Annotated in this window: 19 protein-coding genes and 1 pseudogene; 11 read left to right on the top strand and 9 right to left on the bottom strand. The window is 70.9% G+C overall.

The features are described from left to right. From VSH64_RS09580 to VSH64_RS09570, 3 genes are all read right to left on the bottom strand, one after another. Window positions 1-903: an endonuclease/exonuclease/phosphatase family protein gene (locus VSH64_RS09580; RefSeq protein ID WP_326835160.1), complete on the bottom strand. Its 903-nt coding sequence runs from the start codon at window positions 901-903 to the stop codon at window positions 1-3. A gap of 86 nt (window positions 904-989) precedes the next feature. Continuing rightward, window positions 990-1,637, bottom strand: a complete 648-nt coding sequence (locus VSH64_RS09575; protein ID WP_326835159.1) for a response regulator transcription factor — start codon at window positions 1,635-1,637, stop codon at window positions 990-992. Then, window positions 1,634-2,836: a sensor histidine kinase gene (locus tag VSH64_RS09570; protein WP_326835158.1), complete on the bottom strand. Its 1,203-nt coding sequence runs from the start codon at window positions 2,834-2,836 to the stop codon at window positions 1,634-1,636. Before VSH64_RS09570 ends, VSH64_RS09575 begins: the two co-directional genes overlap by 4 nt. Before the next feature lie 177 nt (window positions 2,837-3,013). Between VSH64_RS09570 and VSH64_RS09565 the strand changes: the two genes are divergently transcribed. Continuing rightward, window positions 3,014-5,200 (top strand): MMPL family transporter, encoded by a 2,187-nt coding sequence (locus tag VSH64_RS09565; protein WP_326835157.1) that lies wholly within the window; start codon window positions 3,014-3,016, stop codon window positions 5,198-5,200. A gap of 915 nt (window positions 5,201-6,115) precedes the next feature. On the opposite strand, the gene VSH64_RS09560 is transcribed toward VSH64_RS09565, so the two are convergent. Both VSH64_RS09560 and VSH64_RS09555 read right to left on the bottom strand, forming a co-directional pair. After that, entirely contained in the window at window positions 6,116-6,538 is a 423-nt protein-coding gene (locus VSH64_RS09560; RefSeq protein ID WP_326835156.1) for a YkvA family protein, read from the bottom strand. Then, window positions 6,535-7,146: a Chromate resistance protein ChrB gene (locus VSH64_RS09555; RefSeq protein WP_326835155.1), complete on the bottom strand. Its 612-nt coding sequence runs from the start codon at window positions 7,144-7,146 to the stop codon at window positions 6,535-6,537. The genes VSH64_RS09560 and VSH64_RS09555 overlap by 4 nt, the downstream gene beginning before the upstream one ends. Window positions 7,147-7,461: 315 nt before the next feature. Between VSH64_RS09555 and VSH64_RS09550 the strand changes: the two genes are divergently transcribed. From VSH64_RS09550 to VSH64_RS09520, 7 genes are all read left to right on the top strand, one after another. After that, on the top strand, window positions 7,462-8,310 hold the full coding sequence (locus VSH64_RS09550; protein ID WP_326835154.1) for an NTP transferase domain-containing protein: 849 nt from the start codon (window positions 7,462-7,464) through the stop codon (window positions 8,308-8,310). A 38-nt stretch (window positions 8,311-8,348) separates the two neighbouring features. Continuing rightward, entirely contained in the window at window positions 8,349-10,151 is a 1,803-nt protein-coding gene (locus tag VSH64_RS09545; protein ID WP_326835153.1) for an aldehyde ferredoxin oxidoreductase family protein, read from the top strand. A 51-nt stretch (window positions 10,152-10,202) separates the two neighbouring features. After that, complete coding sequence (gene fdhF, locus VSH64_RS09540) at window positions 10,203-13,145, top strand: formate dehydrogenase subunit alpha (protein WP_326835152.1); 2,943 nt, start codon at window positions 10,203-10,205, stop codon at window positions 13,143-13,145. Next, a complete protein-coding gene (locus tag VSH64_RS09535) occupies window positions 13,142-14,872 on the top strand; it encodes an NAD(P)H-dependent oxidoreductase subunit E (protein WP_326835151.1) in 1,731 nt (576 codons plus the stop codon). The genes fdhF and VSH64_RS09535 overlap by 4 nt, the downstream gene beginning before the upstream one ends. Continuing rightward, window positions 14,869-16,089, top strand: a complete 1,221-nt coding sequence (locus VSH64_RS09530) for a molybdopterin molybdotransferase MoeA (RefSeq protein WP_326835150.1) — start codon at window positions 14,869-14,871, stop codon at window positions 16,087-16,089. The genes VSH64_RS09535 and VSH64_RS09530 overlap by 4 nt, the downstream gene beginning before the upstream one ends. Window positions 16,090-17,287: 1,198 nt before the next feature. Then, window positions 17,288-19,195: a molybdopterin biosynthesis protein gene (locus tag VSH64_RS09525; RefSeq protein ID WP_326835149.1), complete on the top strand. Its 1,908-nt coding sequence runs from the start codon at window positions 17,288-17,290 to the stop codon at window positions 19,193-19,195. Window positions 19,196-19,277: 82 nt separating this feature from the next. Next, complete coding sequence (locus tag VSH64_RS09520; RefSeq protein ID WP_326835148.1) at window positions 19,278-20,273, top strand: iron-containing redox enzyme family protein; 996 nt, start codon at window positions 19,278-19,280, stop codon at window positions 20,271-20,273. On the opposite strand, the gene VSH64_RS09515 is transcribed toward VSH64_RS09520, so the two are convergent. Then, a complete protein-coding gene (locus VSH64_RS09515) occupies window positions 20,258-20,482 on the bottom strand; it encodes a CDGSH iron-sulfur domain-containing protein (protein ID WP_326835147.1) in 225 nt (74 codons plus the stop codon). The two genes, VSH64_RS09520 and VSH64_RS09515, sit on opposite strands and share 16 nt — an antisense overlap. A 206-nt stretch (window positions 20,483-20,688) precedes the next feature. On the opposite strand from VSH64_RS09515, the gene VSH64_RS09510 reads away from it, so the two are divergent. Together VSH64_RS09510 and VSH64_RS09505 are read left to right on the top strand one after the other, a co-directional pair. Beyond that, window positions 20,689-22,197, top strand: a complete 1,509-nt coding sequence (locus tag VSH64_RS09510; protein WP_326835146.1) for an FAD-dependent oxidoreductase — start codon at window positions 20,689-20,691, stop codon at window positions 22,195-22,197. Between the two features lie 29 nt (window positions 22,198-22,226). Next, window positions 22,227-22,367 (top strand): hypothetical protein, encoded by a 141-nt coding sequence (locus VSH64_RS09505; RefSeq protein WP_326835145.1) that lies wholly within the window; start codon window positions 22,227-22,229, stop codon window positions 22,365-22,367. Between the two features lie 31 nt (window positions 22,368-22,398). On the opposite strand, the gene VSH64_RS09500 is transcribed toward VSH64_RS09505, so the two are convergent. Further along, complete coding sequence (locus VSH64_RS09500) at window positions 22,399-22,692, bottom strand: Orn/Lys/Arg family decarboxylase (protein WP_326835144.1); 294 nt, start codon at window positions 22,690-22,692, stop codon at window positions 22,399-22,401. A gap of 176 nt (window positions 22,693-22,868) precedes the next feature. Between VSH64_RS09500 and VSH64_RS09495 the strand changes: the two are divergent. After that, a pseudogene (locus tag VSH64_RS09495) lies at window positions 22,869-22,973 on the top strand (hypothetical protein); the annotation flags it as partial. Between the two features lie 261 nt (window positions 22,974-23,234). Here the strand turns inward: VSH64_RS09495 and VSH64_RS09490 are convergent. Beyond that, on the bottom strand, window positions 23,235-23,777 hold the full coding sequence (locus VSH64_RS09490) for a YrhB domain-containing protein (protein WP_326835143.1): 543 nt from the start codon (window positions 23,775-23,777) through the stop codon (window positions 23,235-23,237). A gap of 103 nt (window positions 23,778-23,880) precedes the next feature. Further along, on the bottom strand, window positions 23,881-24,507 hold the full coding sequence (locus VSH64_RS09485) for a hypothetical protein (protein WP_326835142.1): 627 nt from the start codon (window positions 24,505-24,507) through the stop codon (window positions 23,881-23,883). Window positions 24,508-24,652 lie beyond the last annotated feature (145 nt).

Below are 24,652 nucleotides of genomic sequence, written 5' to 3'. Positions count from 1 at the left end.
CTACCGCCCGATCACGGTGTGGTCCACCTCGAGCACCACGGGCGCGTGGGCGGTGCAGTCCCCCACCACGCCGTGGTCGACGACCGTGAGGCCGCGCACGGCGAAGTCGGGAGCGTGGTGGGTGGCGTACCAGCGGTCGAGGCGCCGGGGCGGGTGGTTGTCGGCCGGGTGGAACCCGGTGGTCGCGGTCCAGGGCGCACCGGCGATGCGGGCGCAGTCGCGCATCCCGCCGAGCCGCTCCAGCCGGAACGCGACGCGCCGGTCGAGGTTCCCGTGCTCGTCGAACTGGTACGCGAATTCCGGGTGCCAGGGCTGGTTCCGGTACGGATCGTGGTCGTAGAAGGCTTCGCTGCCATCAGGTTGCACCACGGTGGTCGTGCCGAGGCCGTTGAAGTCGCCGCCGACGAACCCGGGCACGCTGTCGCCGTGCATGGCGCGCAGGATCTGCGCGGCGTCGGACCAGCCCCAGGCCTGATCGAACGGGGACAGCTGCACCGACCCGATCCGCAGCCGCGGGCCGCCGAGGTCGAACACGCAGGTGATCAGCGAGTGCCACAGGCCCGCGTCGGCCCGTTCGTAGCGGTCGAGAGTGCCTGGTACGGGGGTGATGCCTTCGCGCCAGAGCAGCGCGGCGTGGTGGATCCCGCCGCCCAGGGCGAGCATCGGCTCGCCGCGGTGTTTCCACTGCCGGTCCACCGCCTTGGCCAGACGCCGCAGCCGGGTCGTCGCGAGGTCTCGCTTGTCGGGGTCCCGAGGCCCGGGTTCGCGGGCGACGATCTCCTGCACCGCCAGCACATCCGCGTCGAGCCCGCGCACCAACGCCTCCAGCCGCGCGAACCGTTCCTCCGCGGCCGGGTCGTCGCCGTCGTAGAGGTCGAACGCGTTCACCGACACCAGCCGCACAACGACCCCCGTGTTCGTTTCCCAGCACCGATCCGGCGCCACCGTAGCGCGGCGATCACCACCCGCCGGCTACGGCAGCGCGGAAGTCAGATCGTCAGCCCGGCCCGGATCGTGAACACCACGAGCTGAGCGCGGTCCCGCGCATTGAGTTTGATCATCGCCCGCCCGATGTGAGTCCGCACCGTGGCCGGACTGAGCACGAGCTCGGCGGCGATCTCGTCGTTGGACGCACCGGTCGCGACCCAGGCCGCGATCTGCCGTTCTCGTTCGGTCAGCAGGTGCAGGTCGGGATGCGGGCGGGCCTGCGGTTGCGCGGCCATGTGGTCGATGACCCGGCGGGTGACCGAGGGCGAGAGCAGCGATTCGCCGGCGGCGACGACGCGGATCGCGTGCAGCAGATCACGCGCGCCGGTGTCTTTGAGGACGAACCCGCTGGCGCCCGAGCGCAGGGCTTCGAAGATGTAGTCGTCCATCTCGAACGTGGTGAGCATGACCACGCGCACCGCGTCCAGTTCGGGGTCGGCGGTGATGCGGCGCAGGACCTCGAGGCCGTCCCAGCCCGGCATCCTGATGTCCAGCAGCACCACGTCCGGTCGCTGCCGGCGGACGACCCCGAAGCCGCTCTCGCCGTTGTCGGCCTGGCCCACGAGCGTGATGTCGTCCTCGACCGAGAGCAGGGTTTCCAGGCCCACCCGGATCAGGCTCTGGTCGTCCACCACGACGACGCGGATCACGGGCGACCCGCCGATACGGACGCGGGCGACGGCAAGGTGGCGCTCACCCGGAACCCACCCTCGGGCCGGCGCCCGGTTTCGAGCCGGCCGCCCAGCCGCTGGGCCCGGCGGTGCATGCCACGGATGCCCAGGCCCGCGACGACCTCCGGCTCGTCAGGTGCGGTGCCGGGCGGCCGCGGATCGGTGTTGGTCACGTCCACCACGAGGTCCGTCCCCGTCGACCGGACCTCGACGCGGGCGGTGGCCCGGGGTCCGCCGTGGCGCAGGACGTTGGTGAGCGCCTCCTGGACGATCCGGTAGGCGGCGTGGTCGGTGTCCACGGGCACGGATCGGGCGTCCAGTCCCGGGTCGAGGTCGAGCACGACCGGCACCCCACCGCTGCGGATGCGCTCGACCAGACGCGGCAGATCGGAAATGCCGTCGCTCGGGGTGAGCCGGGCGCTGTCCGCCGCCACCGGTGGATCGCCCGCCTGCAGGTTCGCGACCTCCGCGCGCAGCCCGTCGAGCGCGGCGCGCGCGGTGTCCTCGATCGCCGTCAAGGCCTTCCCGGCCCGTCGCGGATCCCGCTCCAGCACATGCCGTCCGGCGCCGGCCTGCATCGCGATCACCGCGAGACCGTGGCCGACGATGTCGTGGAGCTCCTGCGCGATCCGCAGCTGCTCCTCCGCCGCGGCCCGGCGAGCCCGCTCGGCGCGCACCCGCGACCTGGTCTCCTGCTGAAGGCGCAGCCCGACGCCGACCACGGCCGGGAGCACCAGCCACAGGAACGCCGAGGTCACCCAGCGGAGCAGAAATGCCGCCGGGTCGTTGGCGAGCAGGGCGTAGCGCATCGCGAACGCGCCGATCAGCACCACGCCGTAGCCGACACCGACGCGATACAGCGGCGACCCCTGCACTTTCCAGGTCAGCATCGTGGTGGCCAGCATGAGCTGGAACATCACGGGCCCGAAGGCGTAGCCCAGCGCGAGGGAGACGGCGACGGCACCCGCGACGAACCCGAACGCGGTGATCGGGAAGCGTCGCCACAGCAGCAGCGGCACGGTGGCCACCACGCCCAGGACGTACTCGGTCACGTCCGCCGCCGGCAAGCCCGGCTCACCCAGCGCGTCGAACCCGATGCCGTAGAACACGAACAGCAGGAGCAGCGCGACGACCGCCGCATCCAGCCAGTGGATGCGCCACGGTTTCCTCGCTGCCATGGCCGTCATCGTAAGCCCGAGACCTCGGGTCAGTCCTGCGCTCGGCGCCGTACCCGGCGTACGCAAATCTTCGTAGTCGGAAGCCCACGAGCCACCGATGTCCGCACCACCTCGGCCCCGACAGAGTCGTGATCGCCGCGTCCGAGAGGTCGGCGCGGGCTCGACGGGAGGTTCGTGATGACTCGGCTCGCTCGATGGTGCTTCCGCCACCGGCGTCTCACGCTCGGCGGATGGGTGGTGGCCCTGCTCGTGTTCGTCGGAGCGAGCCTGTCGGTGGGGTTCGACTACTCGACGGAGTTCACCGTGCCGGACGGTCCCTCGACCCAGGCGCGGGCGCTCCTCGAACACGAGTTCTCGAGCTCGGCCGGCGAAGTGGATCAGATCGTCCTCGAGTCCACCTCGCCACTCACAGCCGACCCGATTCGATCCGACGTCGAGGGAATGCTGGCGAAGGTGCGCGGCCTGCCGCACGTCGCCCGGGTCGCCGGTCCGTACGGCGACTTCGGCACGAGCCAAGTCAGCCCCGACAAGAAGATCGCCTACGCGACGGTCACCTTCGACACGCGTAGCCACGACCTTCCGCGCAGCGCAGTCCGCTCCGTCATCGACACCGCCCAGTCGATCCAGGGAGCGCGGCTGCGCGTGGCGCTCGGCGGCCAGGCGATCCAGAACATCCAGCCGCAGCAGGCATCCGGCAGCGCCACGCTCGGGATCGTGCTGGCGCTGATCGTGCTCGGCCTCGCGTTCGGCGCGCTGTTCGCCGCGGTGACCCCGATCGTCACCGCGCTCTTCGCGATCGGCATCGGCTACGCCATCACCGGCCTGCTCAGTCACGCGCTACCGGTCGTGAGCTTCGCGCCCATCCTCGGCGTGCTCATCGGCCTCGCCGTAGGCATCGACTACGCGCTGTTCATCGTCACCCGGCACCGCGCCGGTCTGCGCGCGGGGCACTCCGTGGAGGACAGCACCGACGCCGCGCTCGACACCGCCGGCCGCGCCGTGTTCTTCGCCGGGCTCACGGTCGCGATCGCGCTGCTCGGCCAGTTCGTGCTCGGACTGTCCTTTCTGGACAGCGTCGCGCTCACGGCCACCGTCACCGTCGCGCTGACCATGCTGGCGTCCCTCACGCTCTTGCCGGCCCTGCTCGGTTTTATCGGCTCCCATGCCCTCAGCCGCCGCGAACGCCGCCGCCTCCGCGAAACCGGACCGCACCCCGAGGAAGCCACGTCGGGCTGGCACCGCTGGGCCCGCCGGCTCGAACGCCACCGCGTCCCGGCCGCGCTCGTCTCCCTGCCGGCGCTGATCGTCCTCGCGCTCCCGGCCCTCGGCCTCCAACTCAGCCTCGACGACGCCGGCAGCGACCCGGCCTCCTCCACCACCCGGCAGGCCTACGACCTGATGGCGACCGGGTTCGGGCCCGGGATCAACGGCCCCCTGCAACTGGTGGCGACGATCGACAGCCCCGCCGACAAGGCGGCCTTCACCCGGGTGGTCCAGGCCGCCGCCGCGCAGCCCGGCGTCGCCTCCGCCACCCCGGTCCGGTCCACTCCCGACGGCACCGCCGCGACCGCGGCCCTCTACCCGACGACCGCGCCGTCCGCCCCCGAAACCCCGGCCCTCTTGAACCACCTCCGCGACGACGTCGTGCCGAAGGCGGAAGCCGGCACCGGCCTGACCGTCCTCATCGGCGGGACGACCGCCACCCAGGCGGACTTCTCCCGCGCCCTCGCGAGCCGGCTTCCCGCGTTCCTCGCGATCGTCGCCGTCGTCGCGTTCCTGCTGCTCCTGCTCGTCTTCCGCAGCCTGCTGATCCCGCTCCTGGCCTCGATCCTCAACCTCCTGTCCATCGCCGCCGCCCTCGGCGGCGTCACCGCCGTGGTCGGCCGGCGATGGGGCGCCTCGCTCTTGGGCATCAGCGACAACACCCAGGTCGAAGTCTTCCTGCCGGTGATCATGATCTCGGTGCTGTTCGGCGTCTCGATGGACTACCACGTGTTCCTGGTCAGCCGCATCCACGAACACTGGTCCCGCACCCACGACAGCCGCGCGGCCGTCACCCACGGCCTCGCCGTGACCGGCAAGGTCATCACCGCGGCCGCGAGCATCATGATCCTCGTTTTTCTGTCCTTCCTGCTCAACGACGGCGTCATCGTCCAGCAGTTCGGCATCGGCCTGGCCGCCGCCGTCGTCATCGACGCCTTCCTGATTCGCACGCTCCTCGTCCCGGCCCTCCTGCACCTCTTCGGCCCCGCCGCCTGGTGGCTGCCCCGATGGCTCGATCGGCTACTCCCCCACGTCCGGATCGAAGGCAGCAGCAGCGTTGCCGCGTCTGAGGGCTCCGAAAGCGAACCGACCCATGCCTGATCACGGGAAAGCCCGTCGTGTAACCGCAAGCTGGTTCAGCGCGATGACCTTCGGTGTCACCCAGCCTGTTCGATCAGCATGTCCGGCAACGTTCGTGCCCGCTCCGGTGCGAAACTGGCCGGAACGTGAAGACCCAAGGAGTTCAGTGTGGCCTCTGACGCCCTGGAACGACCTGTTCCGGAATCGAGCGGACCGGGCCACGCGGTCCTCGGTCTGCTGGACAAGGCCATCGGCGTGCAGTCACCGCTGGTCCGCAAGAACATCGCCCGCGCGCGCCAGCGCAAGCCGGATGCGACGCCGGCGGAGGTCGTCCGCACCCTGGAGCGGATGTACGTCAGCGCCCTGGCGGGAACGGGTGCCGCGGTCGGGGCCACCGCGGCCGCACCCGCCGTCGGCACCGCGGTCGCGCTCGCGTTGTCGGCCGGCGAGATGTTTTCCTCGTTCGAGCTGAGCACCCTGTTCGTGCTCTCGGTCGCCGAGGTCCACGGGGTTCGGCTGGACGAGATCGAACGCCGCCGCACGCTGGTCATGGGGATCCTGCTCGGCGAGTCCGGCTCCACGACCATCGGCAAGGTCGCCGAGCGCACCGGTCAGCACTGGGGCCGGCACCTCGTCGACAAGGTCCCCGTGGCGACGCTGCGCCAGATCAACAAGGTCCTTGGCAAGAACTTCATCACCAAGTACGGCACCCAGCAGGGAATCATCGTGCTCGGCCGGGTGGTCCCGTTCGGCATCGGCGCGGTGATCGGCGGCGGTGCCAACGCCACCGTCGCCGCGGTCTCCGTGCGAGCCGCCCGCCGTGCGTTCGGCCCGGCACCGCAGGCGTGGCCCGAGGCGGCGCCGATCACGATGCCACCGCCAGGACCGAAATCCCTGGATCAGCCGATCAATGCTCGTGCGGATCGGTTGTGCGAGTCACCTCTCGGCAGCGTTCAGACCGGTGAGGCGAGCCACCGCGGCGAAGCCGTCGTCAGTTCCAGGCCAGGCGGCGCGAACGGTCTCGAGTCCGGCACGGCGCACAACGGAGCGGAGCACGGCGGTCACGACGATCGCGTCGTCGGCGTAGCCCAGGACCGGGATGATGTCGGGGATGAGGTCGATCGGGAGCGCCAGGTAGGCCAGCAGTAACGCGAGCCGGATCCGGACTCCGCGCGGCAGCTCCGGGTCGGCGGCCAGGCGTCGCAGCAGGCGCAGCAGGTCGGGCAGAACGCGCAGTGCCTCGCGGAGCAGGCTGCCGCGTGGGCGGGCGATGATCAGCACCACGACCAGCGCCAGCCAGGCCAGCACGACCGCGCCGCCGATCCCGATCAGCAGGTCCCACCAGAACGAGCCCGTCACGACTGGTCCACCACCCTCAGCGTCGCCGTCGAGGTCGGGATCCCGCTCGCCGGAACCTCAGGCGCTTCCGCGCGCAACGCCGCGGTTTCGAAGGCGGCCAGCTCGGCCGCGGCCTGCTCGACGGCGGCCCGCGCCGCGGCGCCCGCGGGCGCGTCGAAGTAGTCACGAGCGGCGATCTTGCCCAGCCAGCTCCGGAAGCGATCCAGGTCGGCCTCGGACTCCTCGACCTCGGCGTAGGTCGCGTTGCCCCGCGCCTGTTCCTCGGCCAGCTCGTCTCGCAGTTGAGGCAGCCGTTCGAGGACCTCGGCGTACTCCGCGTCGCGCGCGGTGTTGAACTCCGCGATCACCGCGTGCTCCTCGGCCGGATCACCGAACTGCATCGTCAGCACCCGCGCCGTGCCCCCCTCGTGGCGCACGCGGCCGGCCAGCCGCCCGACGTCCCGCACGGGCCCGGGCCGCGCAGGCAGCAGGCACACCGACTGCTGCAGGTACAGCGCCCCGAGCGACCGCAGCTTCCGCCACACGTGCACGCGCAGCCGGTCGGGCCCGCCCGCCGTCGAAACGCTGATCAGCAACCACGCGGATCGCTCGGATGATTCGCTCGTCACGAGGCTATGTTACGGGAGTTACAAATCGCAGTACAGCCTGGTTCGCGGAGACCTGTTCAGCGCAGTTCGCACTCTTCGCGCCGAGAGGCTGCCCGCATCCGGATATCCGCGGGCCCAGCCGACCCAGGCCGCGACAGGGTCCGCGGCGCAAGTCTCACGTCGCTGCGCAGGGCCGCCCCCACGAGGTCCCCGCCTACTCCCCCACCTCATCGCCGACGCGATGAGGCCTCAGCCGGTCAGGCCACCGCCTCCGACGAACGGTCACGCCCCCTTGCCACCACCCACCGTGTGCGTTCCGGCGCTATCCTCCGCGAGGTGCAGACTGAAGGTGGCGTGGTCCTCGCAGGCGGACGTTCGTCGCGGATGGGGCGGTCGAAGGCGGGCCTGGAGTGGCACGGGTCGACGTTCCTGTACCGCACCGCCGCGTTGCTGACCCGCGTCGTCGACGGCCCCGTGGTGGTCGTCGCCGCGGCCGGGCAGGAGTTGCCGGAGCTGCCGGCGGGCGTGGCGGTGATCGAGGATCCCGTCGAGGGGCTCGGGCCGATGCAGGGGGTGGCCGCGGGGCTGGCGGCGGTGCGGGACCGCGCCGAGGTCGCGTTCGTCTGTTCGACCGACATGCCGTTCCTCCATCCGGCGTTCGTGCGCCGCGTGCTGCGGGGCCTGGCGGAGTCGAAGGCGGACATGGTGATGCCCGTGGCGCGCGGGTTCCGCCAACCGCTGGCCGCCGGGTATCGGAGCAGCCTGACGGACCTCATCACCGGACTGATCGGGGAAGGCGATCTGCGGCCGGGGATGTTGTTCAAGCACTGCGCCGTCGCTCAGCTCGAGGACCCAGCGCTGCTCGACGATCGGGCGCTGGCCCGGTTCGATCCGGAGCTGGAGTCGGTGGTCAACGTGAACACACCCGAGGAGTACGCCGCCGCGCGGGAGCGGCCGGCGCCGGAGGTGACGATCGAGCGGTTCGGGGCGCTGGCGGGCAAGGACGGGCACCGGCCGCAGGCAAGCCGGGCCGCGACCCTGGGTGAGGCGGCCGAGCAGGCGGGGCTGGCGCTGGACGCGCACGTGGTCGCCGCGGTCAACGGGGATCAGGTCACGCGGGATCCGCTGTTGCCGCTGGCCACGGGTGATGTGGTGGCGTTCCTGTCGGCGGATGCCGGCGGCTGAGCGCGCTTTTCCGGCCGGCACAGGCTTACAGTCGAGTCATGGCGCCGGGCGGGTTTTTCGGGCGAGCGCTCCTCATCGACGTCGATGGCGACGCGGCGACGGGTGCGGCTGTCGAGCTGGACGAGCGGGTACTTCGTGCCTACCTCGGAGGGGTCGGGCTGGGAACCTGGCTCCTGCACCGGTTCGCGCCACCCCGCGCCGACCCCCTCGCGCCGGAGTCCCCGCTGGCGTTCGTGTTCTCGTCGTTGGTCGGGACCCCGCTGACCACGAGCGCGAAGTTCGCGGTGGTCGCGAAATCGCCGTTGACCGGGCTGCTGACCGACGCGCTGGCGTCGAGCCAGTTCGCCATCGCCGGGAAGCTGACCGGGCACGACGCCCTCGTGATCCGCGGCCGGGCCGCGCAGTTGTCGGTGCTGCTGATCGACGCTGACGGGGTGCGGCTCGAGCCGGCGCCGGAGCTGGCCGGGAACTCGGCGGCGGAGGCGGAAACCCGGGCCCGGGACCGGTTCGGGCGCGGGTGGCGCACCGCGGCCATCGGACCGGCCGGCGAACGGCAGGTCCGCTACGCCACCCTCAGCCACGACGGCCGCCACGCCGGGCGCGGCGGGCTCGGGGCGGTGCTGGGCGCGAAGAACCTCAAGGCGGTGCTGGTGCGCTCGGCGACGAAGGTGGCCGTGGCGGATCAGGCCGGGGTGCTGGCCGCGGCGAAGGACTTGCGGCGGCGCAGCTTCGGGCCGGCCACGGCGAAGTACCGGGAACTGGGCACGTTGGCGAACCTGCTGGCGTTCAACGCGGTCAGCACGCTGCCAACCCGCAACTTCACCGCGGCGACGTTCGACGGAGCGCCGAAGCTGGCGGCGGAGGAGCTGCACGAATTGCGGGGCGTGGCGCGCAACAGCTGCGCGTCCTGCTCGATCGGCTGCGAGCACATCTACTCCCGCAAGGGCGGCGGCAGCCAGCGCATGGAGTACGAGAACGTCTTCGCCCTCGGCCCGCTGTGTGGTGTCTCGGACCCGGACGACGTGTTCGCCGCCAGCGCGAAGTGCGACGAGCTCGGGCTGGACACGATCTCGGCCGGCGGCACGATCGCGTGGGCCATGGAGTGCGTCGAACGCGACCTGATCGACGAGCCGTGGCTGCGGTTCGGCGACGGCGCCGCGCTGCTGCGGGCCCTCGACGCGATCGGCACCCGCGAACCCGGTGTCGGTGAGCTGCTGGCCCAGGGTTCGCGCCACGCCGCCGGGGTCGTCGGACACGGGTCGATCGACTTCGCCCCGCAGGTCAAAGGCTTGGAGTTGCCGGGCTACGAGCCGCGCAGCCTGCAGTCGATGGCACTGGGCCTGGCGGTGAACGCCCGCGGCGCCGACCACAACCGGTCCGGCGCCTACGAGGCGGATCTGTCCGGCGCGGTGAACCGCTTCGACGGCGGCGCGGCGCACGTGGCGGCCGCGATCGGCACCGAGGACCGCGCGGCGGTGATGGACTCGATGATCCTGTGCAAGTTCCTGCGTGGCGTGTTCGAGGACCCGTTCACCGAATGGGCCCGGTTGCTGTCCCTGGTCACCGGCTGGGCCGTGGACGCGGCCGAGCTGCAGGCGACGGCCCAGCGGATCGTGCGCGCCAAGCGGGCGTTCAACCAGCGGGAGGGCGCCACCGCGGCGGACGACACGCTGCCCGTGCGCATGCTCGAAACGCCGCTGGAGCTGGCGTCGGGCCGCACGGCAATCCTGACCGCCGAGCGGTTGCAAGCGATGGTCGACAGTTACTACGTTGCTCGTGGGCTTGATGAAGAAGGCCGGGTCGGCAAGGACGACTTTCTTGATCTGCTCGTCGATACCTGAGGAATCAGCGTATCTTGTATGCAGTATACGTCGCTGCGACGGAGGTCAATGATGACGGCAGTCGACAAGCCCCGTACCGCGGTGCGCACGGTCACGGCGACCATCGACGGCCGTGAGGTGACCGTCCCGGAAGGGACCAGCATCTACAACGCCGCCCAGCAGGTGGGCGTCGACATTCCGGTGCTGTGCCACAACGAGCGTTACGACCCGGTCGGCGTGTGCCGCATGTGCGTGGTCGACACCGGGGGCCGGGTGTTCGCCGCGGCGTGTGTGCGCCCGTGCGAAGACGGCATGACGGTGAAGACCAGCACCCCGGAACTGGAACGCAACCGCGCGACGTTGACCGAGCTGCTGATCTCGGACCAGCCGGCGCGCGCCGAGGACCCGAAGCAGACCACCACCGGCGACAACCTGCTGCTGGACTTGGCCGACCGCTTCGACGTCGCCCACGAGACCACCGAGCTGCCGTGCGGGTCCGGCCGCGGCGTCGACAGCTCCAACCCGGTCATCAACGTCGACCACGACGCCTGCATCCTGTGCGACCGCTGCGTGCGCGCGTGCGACGACATCCAGGGCAACGACGTGATCGGCCGCTCCGGCAAGGGTTATTCGACGAAGATCGCGTTCGACCTCAACGACCCCATGGGTTCCAGCTCGTGCGTCACGTGCGGTGAATGCGTGCAGGCCTGCCCGACGGGCGCGCTGACCAACAAGCCGATCAACCTCATCCCGATCCAGCCCCGCGAGCAACTCGACGCGGTGGACAGCGTGTGCCCCTACTGCGGCGTCGGCTGCGCGCTCACCTACTACGTGGACCGCGAGCGCGGCGCGATCGCCTTCGCCGAAGGCCGCGACCAGCCCGGGTCCAAGAGCCGGCTGTGCGTGAAGGGCCGCTACGGCTGGGACTACGCGGCTTCCCCGCAGCGGCTCACCACCCCGTTGATCCGCATCGATTCCTCCTACCCCAAGGGCCCGCTCTCCGCCGACGTGCGCGGCGACGCCCACAACGACCGGGGCCGCGGCGGCGGAGGCGGAAACCGCAGCGGCGGCAAGAAAGGCCGCGACGGCCGGCGCAAGCCCGGCGGGCTGGTCGACTACGACGAGGTCATGCCGCACTTCCGCGAGGCGACCTGGGACGAGGCCCTGGACCTGATCGCCCGCCGGCTCCTGGAGATCCACGCGGCGGGCGGGCCGGGCGCGATCGCCGGATTCGGGTCGGCCAAGTGCTCCAACGAAGAGGCCTACCTGTTCCAGAAACTCATCCGGGCCGGGTTCGGCACCAACAACATCGACCACTGCACGCGGCTGTGCCACGCGTCCTCGGTCGCGGCCCTGTTCGAGGGCGTGGGTTCCGGTGCGGTGTCCACGACCTACAGCGACGTCGCCAACGCCGAAATCGTGATCATCACCGGATCCAACCCGACCGCGAACCACCCGGTCGCCAGCTCGTTCTTCAAGCAGGCCCGCCGGCGTGGCACGAAAATCGTGTACGTCGACCCGCGCGCCAACACCGTCGCCGAGCACGCCGACTTCTACTGCCAGGTCAAGCCCGGCACCGACGTCGCGTTCTACAACTCGATCATGTACGAGGTGATCCGGCTCGGGATGATCGACCGCGAGTTCATCGCCGAGCGCGTGTCCAACTACGACGAGCTGGCCCGCACGGTCGCCGACTACCCGCCCGAGCGCGCCGCGCAGATCACCGGCGTGGACGCCGACCTGATCCGCACCGTCGCGCGCGCGTGGGGCGAGGCCCGTGCCGGGGTCATCTACTGGGGCATGGGCATTTCGCAGCACACCACCGGCACCGACAACGCCCGCTGCCTGATCGCGTTGTGCTCGATCACCGGAAACGTCGGGAAGCCCGGCGCGGGGCTGCACCCGTTGCGCGGGCAGAACAACGTGCAGGGCGCCTCCGACGCCGGGCTGATCCCGATGTTCTACCCGGATTACCAGGGCGTGGACCTCGACGGCACCCGCGAGCGGTTCGAGCAGGCCTGGGGCACGAAGCTCGACCCGAAGCGGGGCTTGACCGTGACCGAGATCATCGGGTCGGTGCTCAAGCCCGGCGGGGTGCGGGGCATGTACATGCTCGGGGAGAACCCGTTCCTGTCCGACCCGAACATCAACAAGGTCCGCAAGGCACTGGGAGCGCTGGACTTCCTGGTGGTGCAGGACATCTTCCTCACCGAGACCGCGGAGTTCGCCGACGTGATCCTGCCCGCCTCCTCCTACCTGGAGAAGGACGGCAGCTACACCAACACCGACCGGCGCGTGCAGCTGGGCCGCAAGGTGATGGACCCGCCCGGACAGGCGCGGGTCGACTGGGAGATCGTGCAGGACATCGCGCGGCGCATCGGCCTGGACTGGAACTACGCGTCGCCAAGCGAGGTGTTCGACGAAATGGTCGCGTTGATGCCGTCCTACAAGAACCTGCGCCACGAGAACCTCGGCCTGTCGGGCAAGCTCTACCCCAACGACGACCCCGAACACACCGACGGCACGGTGGTGCTGTTCGACGAGCGGTTCAACACCGACGACGGTCTCGCGCACCTCGTGCCCGCGCAGTGGCTGCCGGCGCGGGAACTGCCGGACGCGGAGTACCCGCTGGTGCTCAACACCGGCCGCTTGCTCGAGCACTGGCACACCGGGTCGATGACGCGCCGGTCGTTCGCGCTGGACTCGATCGCCCCCGTCGCGGAGGTGTACGTGCACCCGAAGGACGCGGCCGACCGCGGCCTCGCGCACGGCGAGAGGGTGCGGGTGCGCTCGCGGCGCGGCGAGATCGAGCTGCAGGTGCGGATTTCGCACCGGGAGCAGCTGGGCAACTGCTTCATCCCGTTCCACTTCCGGGAAGCGGCGGCGAACCTGCTCACGATCGACGAGATCGACCCGTACGGCAAGATCCCCGAGTTCAAGTTCTGCGCGGTCCAGGTCGAGGCCCTCGGTGTGCCGCACACGGAATCCGTTTCAGCGGTGGGAGTCGCGGAATGACCCTGAGTCCCGAGCGGGTTCCCGGTGTCGAGGCGCGGGCGGGCAAGTTTCCCGGCCCGTCGCTGATCCCGGCGCTCAACGCGATCCAGGCCCGCCTCGGGTGGCTGCCGCGCGAAGAGCTGGAGGACCTGGCGCGCGAGGTGCGGCGGCCCCGCTACGAGATCGAGGGGCTGATCTCGTTCTACCCGCACTTCCGCACCACGCCGCCGGCGAAGGTCCAGGTCAGCGTCTGCCGCGACCTCTCGTGCTGGCTGCGCTCGAGCGAGGACCGCATCGCCGAGCTCACGGCGTCCTACGGCGAGGACACCGACGTCGAGCTGGTCGAGGTGTCGTGCCTGGGCCGCTGCGACGTCGCCCCGGCGGCGGCGGTGAACGAGCACCCGGCGCCGGCGTCCGAAGTGGACACTCTGGTCACCTCGGCTCGTGGCCACGGGGTCGGGGTCGCGTCGGCGTCCCAGCGCGGTGAGCCGTGGCCGAACGACCCGTACGCGGCCGGCACCGCGGTGGCCGAGCGGTACCGGTCGCTGCGGGCGTTGCTGGCCGGCGAGCTCGACGCCGACGCGGTCGTGGCGACGTTGAAGGACTCCGGGCTGCGCGGCATGGGCGGCGCCGGGTTCCCGACCGGACAGAAGTGGAGCCTGGTCGCCGGCGCCCAGCCGGGCACGGTGAAGTACGCCATCTGCAACGCCGACGAGTCCGAGCCCGGCACGTTCAAGGACCGCCAGATCCTCGCCGACCAGCCGCACCTCGTGCTGGAAGGCCTGCTGCTGGGCATGGCGGTGGTCGGGGCCGAAGAGGGCTGGGTGTTCATCCGCCACGAGTACGGGCCCGAGGAACACGTGCTGCGCGAGGAGATCGCCGCGCTGCGCGAAGCCGGGGTGATCGGCCCGGACGCCTGCGGCAGCGGGCGGCGGCTGGAGCTGGACGTGTTCGTCTCGCCCGGCGGGTACATCCTCGGCGAGGAGACCGCGCTGCTGGAGTGCATGGAAGGCCACCGCGGCGAACCGCGCAACAAGCCGCCGTTCCCCGGCAACTACGGTCTGCACGGGCGCCCGACGCTGATCAACTCGGTGGAGACGTTCGCCGACGTGCCGGTGATCCTGCAGCGCGGCGCCGACTGGTGGCACGAGCAGGGCCTCGGCGACTCCGTCGGCTGGAAGTTCTTCGCCGTCTCCGGGCATGTGCAGCACCCCGGCGTGTACTGCGTGCCGATGGGAACGACCGTGCGGGAGCTGATCGACACCGCCGGCGGCGTGCTCGAGGGCGCGGCGATCGAGGCGGTGCAACCGGGCGGGGCGTCGTCCAACTTCATCGGCCCGGACAAGCTGGACCTGCGGCTGGACTTCGCCGCCCTCGCCGAGGCCGGCACCATGCTCGGCTCCGGCGCGGTGGTGGTGCTGGCCGAGGGCACCGACCTGCTGGCCGCGTCGACGAACGTGCTGCGGTTCTTCCGCAACGAGTCGTGCGGCAAGTGCGTGCCCTGCCGGGTCGGGTCGACCAAGGCGCACACGCTGCTGACCGGCGTGCTCGACTCCGGCGCCGGGCTGGACGAAGCCGGGCGCGCGAGGATCCTGCAGCTGGAGGAAGCCATGCGCAAGACCTCCATCTGCGGGCTCGGCCAGGTCGCGCTCGGCCCGGTCGTTTCGGTACTGGGCCTGGCCAAGGGCGGCGCGGCGGCACGCGAGCAGCCCAAGCCCGGCGGTGCGAAGGACCAGCCGGACCGGTGAGCGGACGGGAGTTCTTCACCACCCGCACCGTCGCCGAGGCTCTCACCGGCTTCCGCCCGGCGCACCGCACGCCGGTGGAACACGTGCCGCTCTCGGCAGCGCTGCACCGCGTGCCCGCCGCCGCGATCCCGGCGCCGCACGACCTGCCGGGCTTCGCGAAGTCCACTGTGGACGGCTTCGCGGTGCGGGCGGCCGACACCTACGGCGCGTCCGAAGGGCTGCCCTCCTACCTCGACCTGCTCGGCGCCGTGCGGATGGGCACCGCGCCGACGGTGGCCGTGCGCGCGGGCGGCTGCGTCGCGATGCCGACCGGCGGCGTACTGCCCGAGGGCGCCGACGCGGTCGTGATGATCGAGTTCACCGCCGAGACCATGCCCGGCACCATCGAGGTCACCCGCCCGGTCGCCCCGGGCGGCGGCCTCGTGCGCGCGAACGACGACGTGACCGCCGGCGCGCCGCTCGTGCCGGGCGGGCGTCCGCTGCGGGCCCCCGAACTGGGGCTGCTCGCCGCCGCCGGGGTGACCTCGGTGCCCGTCCACGCCCGACCGCGGGTCACCATCATCTCCACCGGCGACGAAGTCGTCCCACCCGAAACGGCGTCGCTGCGCCCGGGCCAGGTGCGCGACGCGACGGCGTCCGCCCTGGCCGGGCTGATCCTCGACGCCGGCGGCGACCCGACCATCGCCGGCATCGTCTCCGACGAACCCGGCGCGTTGAAAAACAAACTGACCGAAGTTTTGCCGCACTCCGACCTGGTGGTCGTCTCCGCCGGCTCCTCGGTGGGCGCGCGCGACGAGACCGCGGGCGCCGTCGCCGCCGTCGGCGATGTGTGGTGCCACGGCCTCGCGATCAAACCGGGAAAACCGACGCTGCTGGCCGAATGCTCCGGCGTTCCGGTGATCGGCCTGCCGGGCAACCCGCTGTCCGCGCTGGTCGTGTTCGGCCAGATCGGCATCCCCTTGGTGTGGCGACTGTGCGGCTGCGCCACGCCACCTCCGCGCCCCAACCTGCGCGCGCGCCTGTCGCGAAACCTCGCCTCGGCGGCCGGCCGCCTGGACGTGATCCAGGTGCGGCTCGCCGACGGCGTCGCCGAGCCCCTGTTCGGCCCCTCGGCCTTGCTGTCCGTCCTGACCCGCGCGGACGGCTACCTCCTCATCCCCGAACCGGCCACCGGCCTCGACTCCGGCGCCGACGTCGCTGTCACGCTGTACACATGAAGAGCCCGTTCGTGTCCGACTTCCCGGCCAGGCAGGCACACACCGCCTGGCGCGAGGCGCGCGCCGCAGCGGGCTGCCCGTCCCGGGTGACGTCCCTCCGGGTGCCAGTCGGGGACGCAGTCGACCGGCTCACCACCAAACCGACAACCGGACTCCACGCCCGCGCCACAACCGGCTACCCGACCGGCGTGACGTCCCTCCGGGTGCCACTCGCGGACACCGCGGGCCGGCTCACCGCGACATCGGCGCCCGCGCTCGACACCCGAACCGCAGCCGGCTGCCCGTCCGACTTGACGTTCCTCCGGATGTCGATCGGGGACACAATCGGCCGAGTCACCACCGAACCGGCCACCGGACTCGACGCCCGCGCCGCAGCAGGCTGTTCGGCCCGAGTGACGTCTCTCCGGGTGCCAATCGGGGATGCACTCGGTCGGCTCACCGCCGGACTCAACGCCCGCAACGCAGCCGGCTACCCGGCACCGGTGACGTCCCGCCGGACGCCACTCGGGAACGCGATCCGCCGAATCACCGCCAAACCGACAACCGGACCCGACGCCCGCGCCGCAACCGACAACCCAGCCCGGGTGACGTCCCTCCGAGTGCAACTCGGGAACGCAGTCCGCCGGCTCACCACCGAACCGACGACCAGGCTCGACGCCCGCGCCGCAACCGACAACCCAGCCCGGGTGACGTCCCTCCGAGTGCAACTCGGGGACACAGTCCGCCGGCTCACCACCGAACCGACGACCAGGCTCGACGCCCGCGCCGCAACCGACAACCCAGCCCGGGTGACGTCCCTCCGAGTGCAACTCGGGGACACAGTCCGCCGGCTCACCACCGAACCGACGACCAGGCTCGACGCCCGCGCCGCAACCGACAACCCAGCCCGGGTGACGTCCCTCCGAGTGCAACTCGGGGACACAGTCCGCCGACTCACCACCGAACCGGCCACCTGGCGCGAGGCCCGCGCCGCGGCGAGCTGCCCGGCCCGGCTGTCGTCCCTCCGGGTACCAGTCGGGGACGCGGGCGGCCGGCTCACCACCGAACCGACCACCGGACTCAACGCCCCCGCCACAACCGCCTGCGCGACGCGAGTGGCGTCCCTCCGGGTACCAGTCGAGGCCGCCGCCAGCCGAGTCACCGCCGAACCGGCCACCAGACCCGACACCGGCCCCGACGTCGCTGTCACCCTGTACCCATGAACAGCCCCTACGTCTCCGACGTCCCCGCCGCCCAGGCCCACGCCGCCTGGCGCGAAGCCCGCGCCGCAGCCGGCTGTCCAGCCCGCGTGGGGGCGATCCGGTTGCCAGTCGGGGACGCAGTCGGCCGAGTCACCGCGGAACCGGTGTGGGCGCAACGGTCCTCGCCGGCGTTCGACTCCTCCGGAATGGACGGCATCGCCGTGCGCGCGGCCGATACGGTCGGCGCGTCGGAGACCACGCCGGTGGTGGTGACCGACTTCGAGGTCGTCGACACCGGCGACCCGGTCCCCCCGGCCTACGACGCGGTCGTGATGCGCGAACACGTCCACCACACTCCCGACGGCGCCGAACTGCACGCGGCGGTGCCGCCGTACCAGCACGTGCGCTCCATCGGCGAAGACATCAGCGCTGCCGAGCTACTGCTGCCAGAAGGGCATCGGCTGCGCCCGGTCGACGTCGCCGCGTGCGCCGCGGCCGGCGTCACCGAGCTGGCGGTACGGCGGGCACCGGTCGTCGTGATCATCCCGACCGGAGACGAGATCCGTCCGATCGGCGCGCAGCTGCAGCCCGGCGACATCCTCGACACCAACTCGCTCATGCTGGCCGCGCAAGCCCGCGAGGTCGGCTGCGAGGCGCGCGTGACCGACATCGTGCCCGACGACCCCGCCGCTATCACCGCCGAGCTGCGCGCGGCCGCGGCCGAGGCGGACCTGGTTTTGCTCATCGCCGGCTCCAGCGCCGGCCGCGACGACTACACGGCCCGCGTTGTCGCGGAAGCCGGATCCGTTGCCGTGCACGGCGTCGCCGTCCGTCCCGGGCACCCGGTGGTGCTCGGCACCGTCACCGGCGAACCGGGCACCCCGGTCATCGGCGTCCCCGGGTATCCCGTATCCGCGGCGTTGACGTTCGACATCTTCGCCGCGCCGACGCTGGCCGAGCTCGAAGGCGCCGCCACGCGGGAACGCCCCTCGACCACCGCGCGGCTGGCCCGGAAACTGCCGTCCGTGGTCGGCATGGACGACTGGGTGCGCGTGCGGCTCGGCCGCGTGCAGGACCGGATCGTCGCGACCCCACTCCCCCGCGGCGCCGGCGTGCTCACCTCCCTCGTCCGCGCCGACGGCCTGCTCGTCGTCCCGGCCGGGATCGAAGGCCACCACGCCGGCTCCGAGGTGCGGGTCGACCTGCTGCGCGGCCTCGGGGAGATCAACCGGACCATCGTCGCCATCGGGTCGCACGACCTCGTGCTCGACCTCGCCGCCTCCGCCCTGCGCGCCGCCGACCCGCTGGTCACGCTCGCCTCATCGAACGTCGGCTCCCTCGGCGGCCTCGTCGCCCTGCGCGACGGCCTCTGCCACCTCGCCGGCTCCCACCTGCTCGACCCGGCCACCGGCGAGTACACACTCCCCTACGTCGACAAACTCCTCGGCACGGACGCCGCCGTGATCCGGCTCGTCCACCGCGACCAGGGCCTCATCGTCGCCCCCGGAAACCCGCTGGGCCTCACCGGCATCGCCGACCTCACCCGGCCCGGCGTCCGCTACGTCAACCGCCAGCGCGGCGCCGGCACCCGCGCCCTGCTCGACCACGAACTCACGCGCCGCACCATCGACCCGTCGACCATCTCCGGCTACGCCCGCGAGGAACACACCCACCTCGCCGTGGCCGCCGCCGTCTCCGCCGACCGCGCCGACACCGGCCTCGGCATCCTCGCCGCCGCCCGCGCCTTCGGCCTCGACTTCGTGCCGGTCGCCCAAGAACCGTACGACCTGGTGCTGCGCGCGGATGATGTGTCCCACGAACTGCTCGCCCCGCTGTGGGACCTGCTCGAGACCGCCGACTTCCGCACCGGAATCGAAGAACTGGGCGGTTACTCGTGTACCGAGACGGGCAAACGCATCCGCTGACTCGTCCGCGCGCCCTGGTGTGGTCGCCCGAAGAACACACCCTCCGGGAATGAAACGGCGGCCGCGGGGTAATCCGGGGCGCATGACGACTCTGCAGTCCGCCGTACTCCCCGCAGCCCGCGGCCCGGTCTCGGCCACCGTCGCCGAGGCCCTGTCCGCTCCCCCCGCCGGGCGCGTGCTGCCGCTGGACGCGATCGCCGACGCCGACCCGTTCGGGGACGACCTGCAGCTCGCGCTGCACCACTGCTACGAGCTGCACTACCAGGGCCTGCCCGGCGTCGACGCGGCCTGGGAGTGGGACCCGGAGCTGCTGCGGCTGCGGGCCGCACTGGAAAACCGGTTCCTGGCCGCGTTGCGCACGAAGGTGCCCGGAGGCGACGATGTGGACGGTGAGTTCGCCGCGCTGCTGGTGGAACCGATCGACGCACCCGGTGTTTCGCACTACCTGCGCGACGAAGGCGAGTGGTGGCACGTGCGGGAACTGTTCGCCCACCGCTCGATCTACCACCTCAAGGAAGGCGACCCCCACGCCTGGGTCATCCCACGGCTGCGCGGCCGCGCCAAGGCCGCGCTCGTGGCCGTGGAGTTCGACGAGTACGGTGCCGGCCGCGCCGACCACCTCCACGCACAGCTGTTCGCCGACCTCCTGCGCGGCGCCGGCCTCCCCGACGGCTACCTGGCCCTGCTGGACCACACGCCGGCACCGATGCTGGCCATCGTCAACGCGATGTCGATGTTCGGACTGCACCGCTCGCTGCGCGGCGCGCTGGTCGGCCACTTCGCCGCCACCGAGATCACCACCGCACCCTCCGCACAACGCATCGTGCAAGCACTCGACCGGCTCAGCGCACCACCGGAATGCCGCTACTTCTACACCGAACACATCGAGGCCGACTCCGTACACGAGCAAGTGATGCGCCACGACGTCGTCGGCGACCTCCTCGACCAGGAACCCACACTCGCCGCGGACGTCGTCTTCGGCGTGCAGGCCACCAACCTCCTCGAAGACCGCCTCACGACGCACCTGCTGGACAGCTGGCGCACCGGGCAGTCCTCACTCCGTCAACCGCTCTCCTGAGACCCATTATCCTGCGTACGCACCCGCTTGCGATGGCTGGTGTCGCACAGCGGAAAGCGCTTGCTGCGCCGGCACGTGCACACGGCCACGACGAACCGATCGGAACGCACAACGTCCCCCTCGGGTGTCTGCAGCTCCACCGGCCCCTCCACCAACATCGGACCGCCCGGGACCACCCGCACCCGCCGGGCATCCTCAGCGGGCGGCACGGAACACCACCGGTTCACTCGAGGCAACCCGCCAGAGCCCCGTCCGTCTGAAAAGGACCCGGTCGTCGGCGGTCTCGTGCGCTGCTTCGGGAACGGTCATCAGGTCTCCTCGACGTCGGGTCACCGCCGATTACCCCGCGCCCGAAAGCGAAAACATCGTTCCCCGCCTCGCGTTTCAGGTCCCTGGCAGGGGGTACCACGCGAACATGACGGCCTTGCCCGAACCGCTCTCCCTGTGGGTGGACACCGCACCGGCGCCCGAGCGCGCAGCCGTACCGCTGCCGCCGGCGGCCGACGTCGTCGTGCTCGGCGCCGGCATCGCCGGACTCACGACCGCGCTGCTGCTCGCCCGGGCAGGGCGGTCGGTCGTGGTGCTGGAGGCCGCGCGCGTCGCCGGCGGCGTGTCCGGGCACACGACGGCGAAGGTCTCGGCGCAGCACGGCGTGAAGTACGCGATGCTCGAAAGCCGCCACGGCCTCGAAGCCGCGCAGACCTACGCCGCCGCACAACTCGACGCCCTGGAGTGGATCGCCGCCGAACCCGGCATCGACTGCGCCTTCACCCGAGCCGACAACTTCGTCCACACGACCCGGGCCGGCACCGTCGACACGCTCAAGGAAGAAGCCGACGCCGCCGCTCGCGCGGGATTGCCCGCGTCGTTCGTCGACGACATCGAACTCGACGTACCCGCGCTCGCAGCGGTGCGGGTGACCGGGCAGGCCCATTTCCACCCGCGCCGGTGGCTGCTCGGTCTCGCGGCAGCCTTCGAACGCACCGGCGGCACGATCCTGGAACGCACCCGCGCGCTGAGCCTCGACCTGCGGGGCCGCCTCGTGCACACCTCCGCGGGGAACATCGAAGCCGGGGACGTCGTGGTCGCGACCCACTACCCCGTGTTCGACCGCGGGCTGTACTTCGCCCGGCTCGACCCGGTGCGCGACCTCGTCGTCGCCGGCCCGGCCGCCGGGAACACCGCACCGGCCGGGATGTACCTGGACGCGGACACCCACCACTCGGTGCGCTCCTCCACTTCGGACGGCACGACCACCGTCATCGCCGGCGGTGAGCACTACCGAGTCGGCGCCGAGACCGACATCGATCGCCGGTACCGGCGCCTCGCCGCGTGGGCCGGCGAGCACGCCCGGCTGGAGCGGGTCACGCACCGGTGGTCGGCGCACGACCTGTCCACTGTGGACGGCCTGCCGTACGTCGGCCGCTACCTGCCGGGCGCGGAACACCTGTGGGTCGCCATAGGCTTCGGCCAATGGGGCATGACCGGCGGTACGGCGGCGGGCCACGTGCTGGCCGCCCGCGTGCTCGGCGAAGCCCACCCCGCCGCGCACCTGCTCGACCCCCAGCGCTTCGACCTGCGCTCGACCCTCGGCCTGCTCGAGGACAACCTCACCGTCGGGCGCCACCTGATCGGCGATCACCTCACCGCCCTGTGGCAGGACCGATCCGCGGACCAGCTCGGCCCCGGGCAGGCGGCCGTGGTCCGCGCCGGCGCCGAACTGCTCGCGGCCTACCGCGACGCCGACGGCGAACTCCACACCGTCGGCGCGCACTGCTCGCACCTCGGCTGCCTGGTCGCCTTCAACGACGCCGAAAAGACCTGGGACTGCCCCTGCCACGGCTCCCGCTTCGACGTGGACGGCGCCGTGATCCAGGGCCCGGCCGTGAAACCGCTGCGCCGACGCGACCGGCCGCCGGCATAGACCGAGCCGGGGCCAGGTAATCCGCCGCCATGGCGAAAGGACCGCAGCACCCGGAACCCGACCCGACGCAGGACAGCCACGGCGAAGGTGAGCCGCCCGACGGCGTCGAGGACGCGCAGGACACCGGGCAGCAGGTCATCGGTGAGCTACGCGAACGCGGGCGTGAGTGACCGCGACCGGCCACCCGAGCGGCTCCATCACTCAGGCCACGACCCGCACCGTGCGCAGCCGCGGGTCCGCCGCATCGGGCACGAACATGCCCGCAGCCAAGCCGGAGAGCAGGTAGTCGAGCACGTCGCGGGTGATGCGCTCACCGGGCAGCACGGCCGGCACCCCCGGCGGGTACGGGCTGATCGCCTCGGCCGCGATCCGGCCCACCGCCCGGTCCGGCCCGACGTCCTCGGTCGCCCCGAAGAACGCGTCACGCGGCAGCAGCGCCTGTTCCAGCTCCAGCTCGCCGGGCGCGAGCAGGCCCACGGGCTTCGCGCGCGGCAACTCGTCCGCGTGCTAGGCCGGCGACCAGCCGCCGCGCGGTTTCCTCGCCGTCGGCGATGGTGAGCCGCGCCGTCATCCGCCGGTGATCCGAGAGCCCGAGGTCGACGCGGTGCCGTTCGCGCAGCCAGTGGTTGGCGTCGTAGCCGGAGCAGGCGCCGCGCCCAGACACGTTCCGCGTGGTCTGCCCGGACGAGGTGGCATCCCTCTTAACGCCGCGGGAGGTCACCGCGCGGCAGGTCGACCGCGAGGTGCCGGGCCACACCGAACACCTCGCCGGCCGCGGTCGGGTGCTCGAAGTGCTCTCGGAGCACCTGTGCCAGGGCTGGCTGCAGGGGTACCCGAGTTCACCGACTGGCGATGGCGGCGATGAACGTGCCGGCGATGAATCCTGGCTCCACCGGCCTGCGGTTGCACATGTCCGCTTCCAGCTACCTGACCGGAGAGAAGCCGTTTCAGTTCCGCTCGACAGCCGCGCCGCCGGTGGCGTCTCTGACGAGTGCAGTTGCGTTGGACCTAGAAGCCAGGCGGCACGGAGGCAAGCCTCAACTGTCACGCACCGGTTCACGGTTCGGCGCGGACAAGGCCCACCGAACCGTGCGCCTGGCCGGCGGCTGCGGCAGACGCGAGCGCACGTGATCAGGAACGGGCACCCCCGCCACCACGGCCTCGACGTACTCCTTGGCCCCTTGCACTCCAAGGTCAGGTGCCTGCGACCGCACAAATCTGAGTGCTTCGACGCGCTGACCGCTGTCGAGCAACTCCGCGGTTCGGGACCGCATCGGATCAACGCGCTCGACGCCGCGAACCTGCTCGAGGTACTCCTCGATCCACTCGCCATTCTCGAGATCAGCGGTCACATGCACTTGGTGCAGGCTGCCGTCCAACCCATCGACCAGGAAGGGCCCGTGGCCCACCAGCATGTCCACGATGTCACGAGTGCGCACGTAGCGCTCACCCTGAGTCTCGACCACCCAACCCAACCGATGCGGGCTGACGTCCGTGACAACCAGCGGCACCCCGCCATTCCCCACCGGCTCGGCCAAGTACCGCTCCACGACCTCGACGGCCCACCCCTCCGACACCATGACAACAGACTAAACCGGCCGGCTTGTGCACCGCATGGTTGACCCGACCCGATATGTCCGTCTTCCGACGCCGGCCATGAATGCAGGCACGCCTGTCATCCGATCAGAGATTTTTATCGTCATAGTTTGCGGTCAATTCTTCCGAATACCACCCAGGAGCAGAATCCGACCTGAAGGAGCGTGAAATATCAATACTCAAAGAATCAACAACACTACGAAATGGGCCGAACCTCTTTGCCAGTTCATCATTCCCTTTTATCCCAGATAGATCGCCCCTGTACACCGCGACTTCCGGACTCCTCTCAGCCCAACACCCCCACCTTCCAGATTCTCCCGTCAAAGCTATTACTTCGGAACTCAAGGCAATAGAAGGCTTCACATCACCGACAGAGTCGAACCCCACCGCTTCCCAGTAGTCTTCCTCGCTCGCAGTCAAGGAAAACGACACGGCAGGGTACAGGCCAGTTTCTCGAAGGTAATACTCACGTGGATCTGGATCTACAACCAGCAAGAATACCTTGTCATCCCCGTGCAGTTTGGCCAGGTTGGCAATTACAGGCCAGAACTCCGGGTCGATCACATCATCGTAGGGCCCAAATAAGGACTCGGTTCGAATCCTCCGGAATACTTGCCGGGGCAACCGTGAACTTATGTCGAAGACCTCATTGACCCGATCGCAAAATTCCCGATATTCACCATAATCTGCCACAGCTGAATACGAATTCGACATCAGTCTTCACCTGGCCTGATTTTAATCGTAGCCCTCGTGACCCCTGACGGGCGGCAGTCCGCCGTCCATCCCGGATGTGAATCAGCCTCGCCCCATAGAAAGTAGCTCACGGCGTCGTCTCGCATGTACAAGATTTTACCGTCTG

It is taken from the genome of Amycolatopsis rhabdoformis, assembly GCF_035918295.1.
Lineage (GTDB): Bacteria > Actinomycetota > Actinomycetes > Mycobacteriales > Pseudonocardiaceae > Amycolatopsis > Amycolatopsis rhabdoformis.
The sequence above is the reverse complement of the archived record's forward strand: the minus strand, read 5'-3'. Positions and strand labels throughout refer to the sequence as shown.

What these genes read in the sequence shown, in the direction of transcription:
- VSH64_RS09570 (WP_326835158.1), bottom strand. Translation starts at nt 2,836, where the DNA reads ATGGCAGCGAGGAAACCGTGGCGCATCCACTGGCTGGATGCGGCGGTC.
- VSH64_RS09565 (WP_326835157.1), top strand. Translation starts at nt 3,014, where the DNA reads ATGACTCGGCTCGCTCGATGGTGCTTCCGCCACCGGCGTCTCACGCTC.
- VSH64_RS09545 (WP_326835153.1), top strand. Translation starts at nt 8,349, where the DNA reads ATGGCGCCGGGCGGGTTTTTCGGGCGAGCGCTCCTCATCGACGTCGAT.
- fdhF (WP_326835152.1), top strand. Translation starts at nt 10,203, where the DNA reads ATGACGGCAGTCGACAAGCCCCGTACCGCGGTGCGCACGGTCACGGCG.
- VSH64_RS09535 (WP_326835151.1), top strand. Translation starts at nt 13,142, where the DNA reads ATGACCCTGAGTCCCGAGCGGGTTCCCGGTGTCGAGGCGCGGGCGGGC.
- VSH64_RS09525 (WP_326835149.1), top strand. Translation starts at nt 17,288, where the DNA reads ATGAACAGCCCCTACGTCTCCGACGTCCCCGCCGCCCAGGCCCACGCC.
- VSH64_RS09520 (WP_326835148.1), top strand. Translation starts at nt 19,278, where the DNA reads ATGACGACTCTGCAGTCCGCCGTACTCCCCGCAGCCCGCGGCCCGGTC.
- VSH64_RS09510 (WP_326835146.1), top strand. Translation starts at nt 20,689, where the DNA reads ATGACGGCCTTGCCCGAACCGCTCTCCCTGTGGGTGGACACCGCACCG.
- VSH64_RS09505 (WP_326835145.1), top strand. Translation starts at nt 22,227, where the DNA reads ATGGCGAAAGGACCGCAGCACCCGGAACCCGACCCGACGCAGGACAGC.
- VSH64_RS09490 (WP_326835143.1), bottom strand. Translation starts at nt 23,777, where the DNA reads ATGGTGTCGGAGGGGTGGGCCGTCGAGGTCGTGGAGCGGTACTTGGCC.
- VSH64_RS09485 (WP_326835142.1), bottom strand. Translation starts at nt 24,507, where the DNA reads ATGTCGAATTCGTATTCAGCTGTGGCAGATTATGGTGAATATCGGGAA.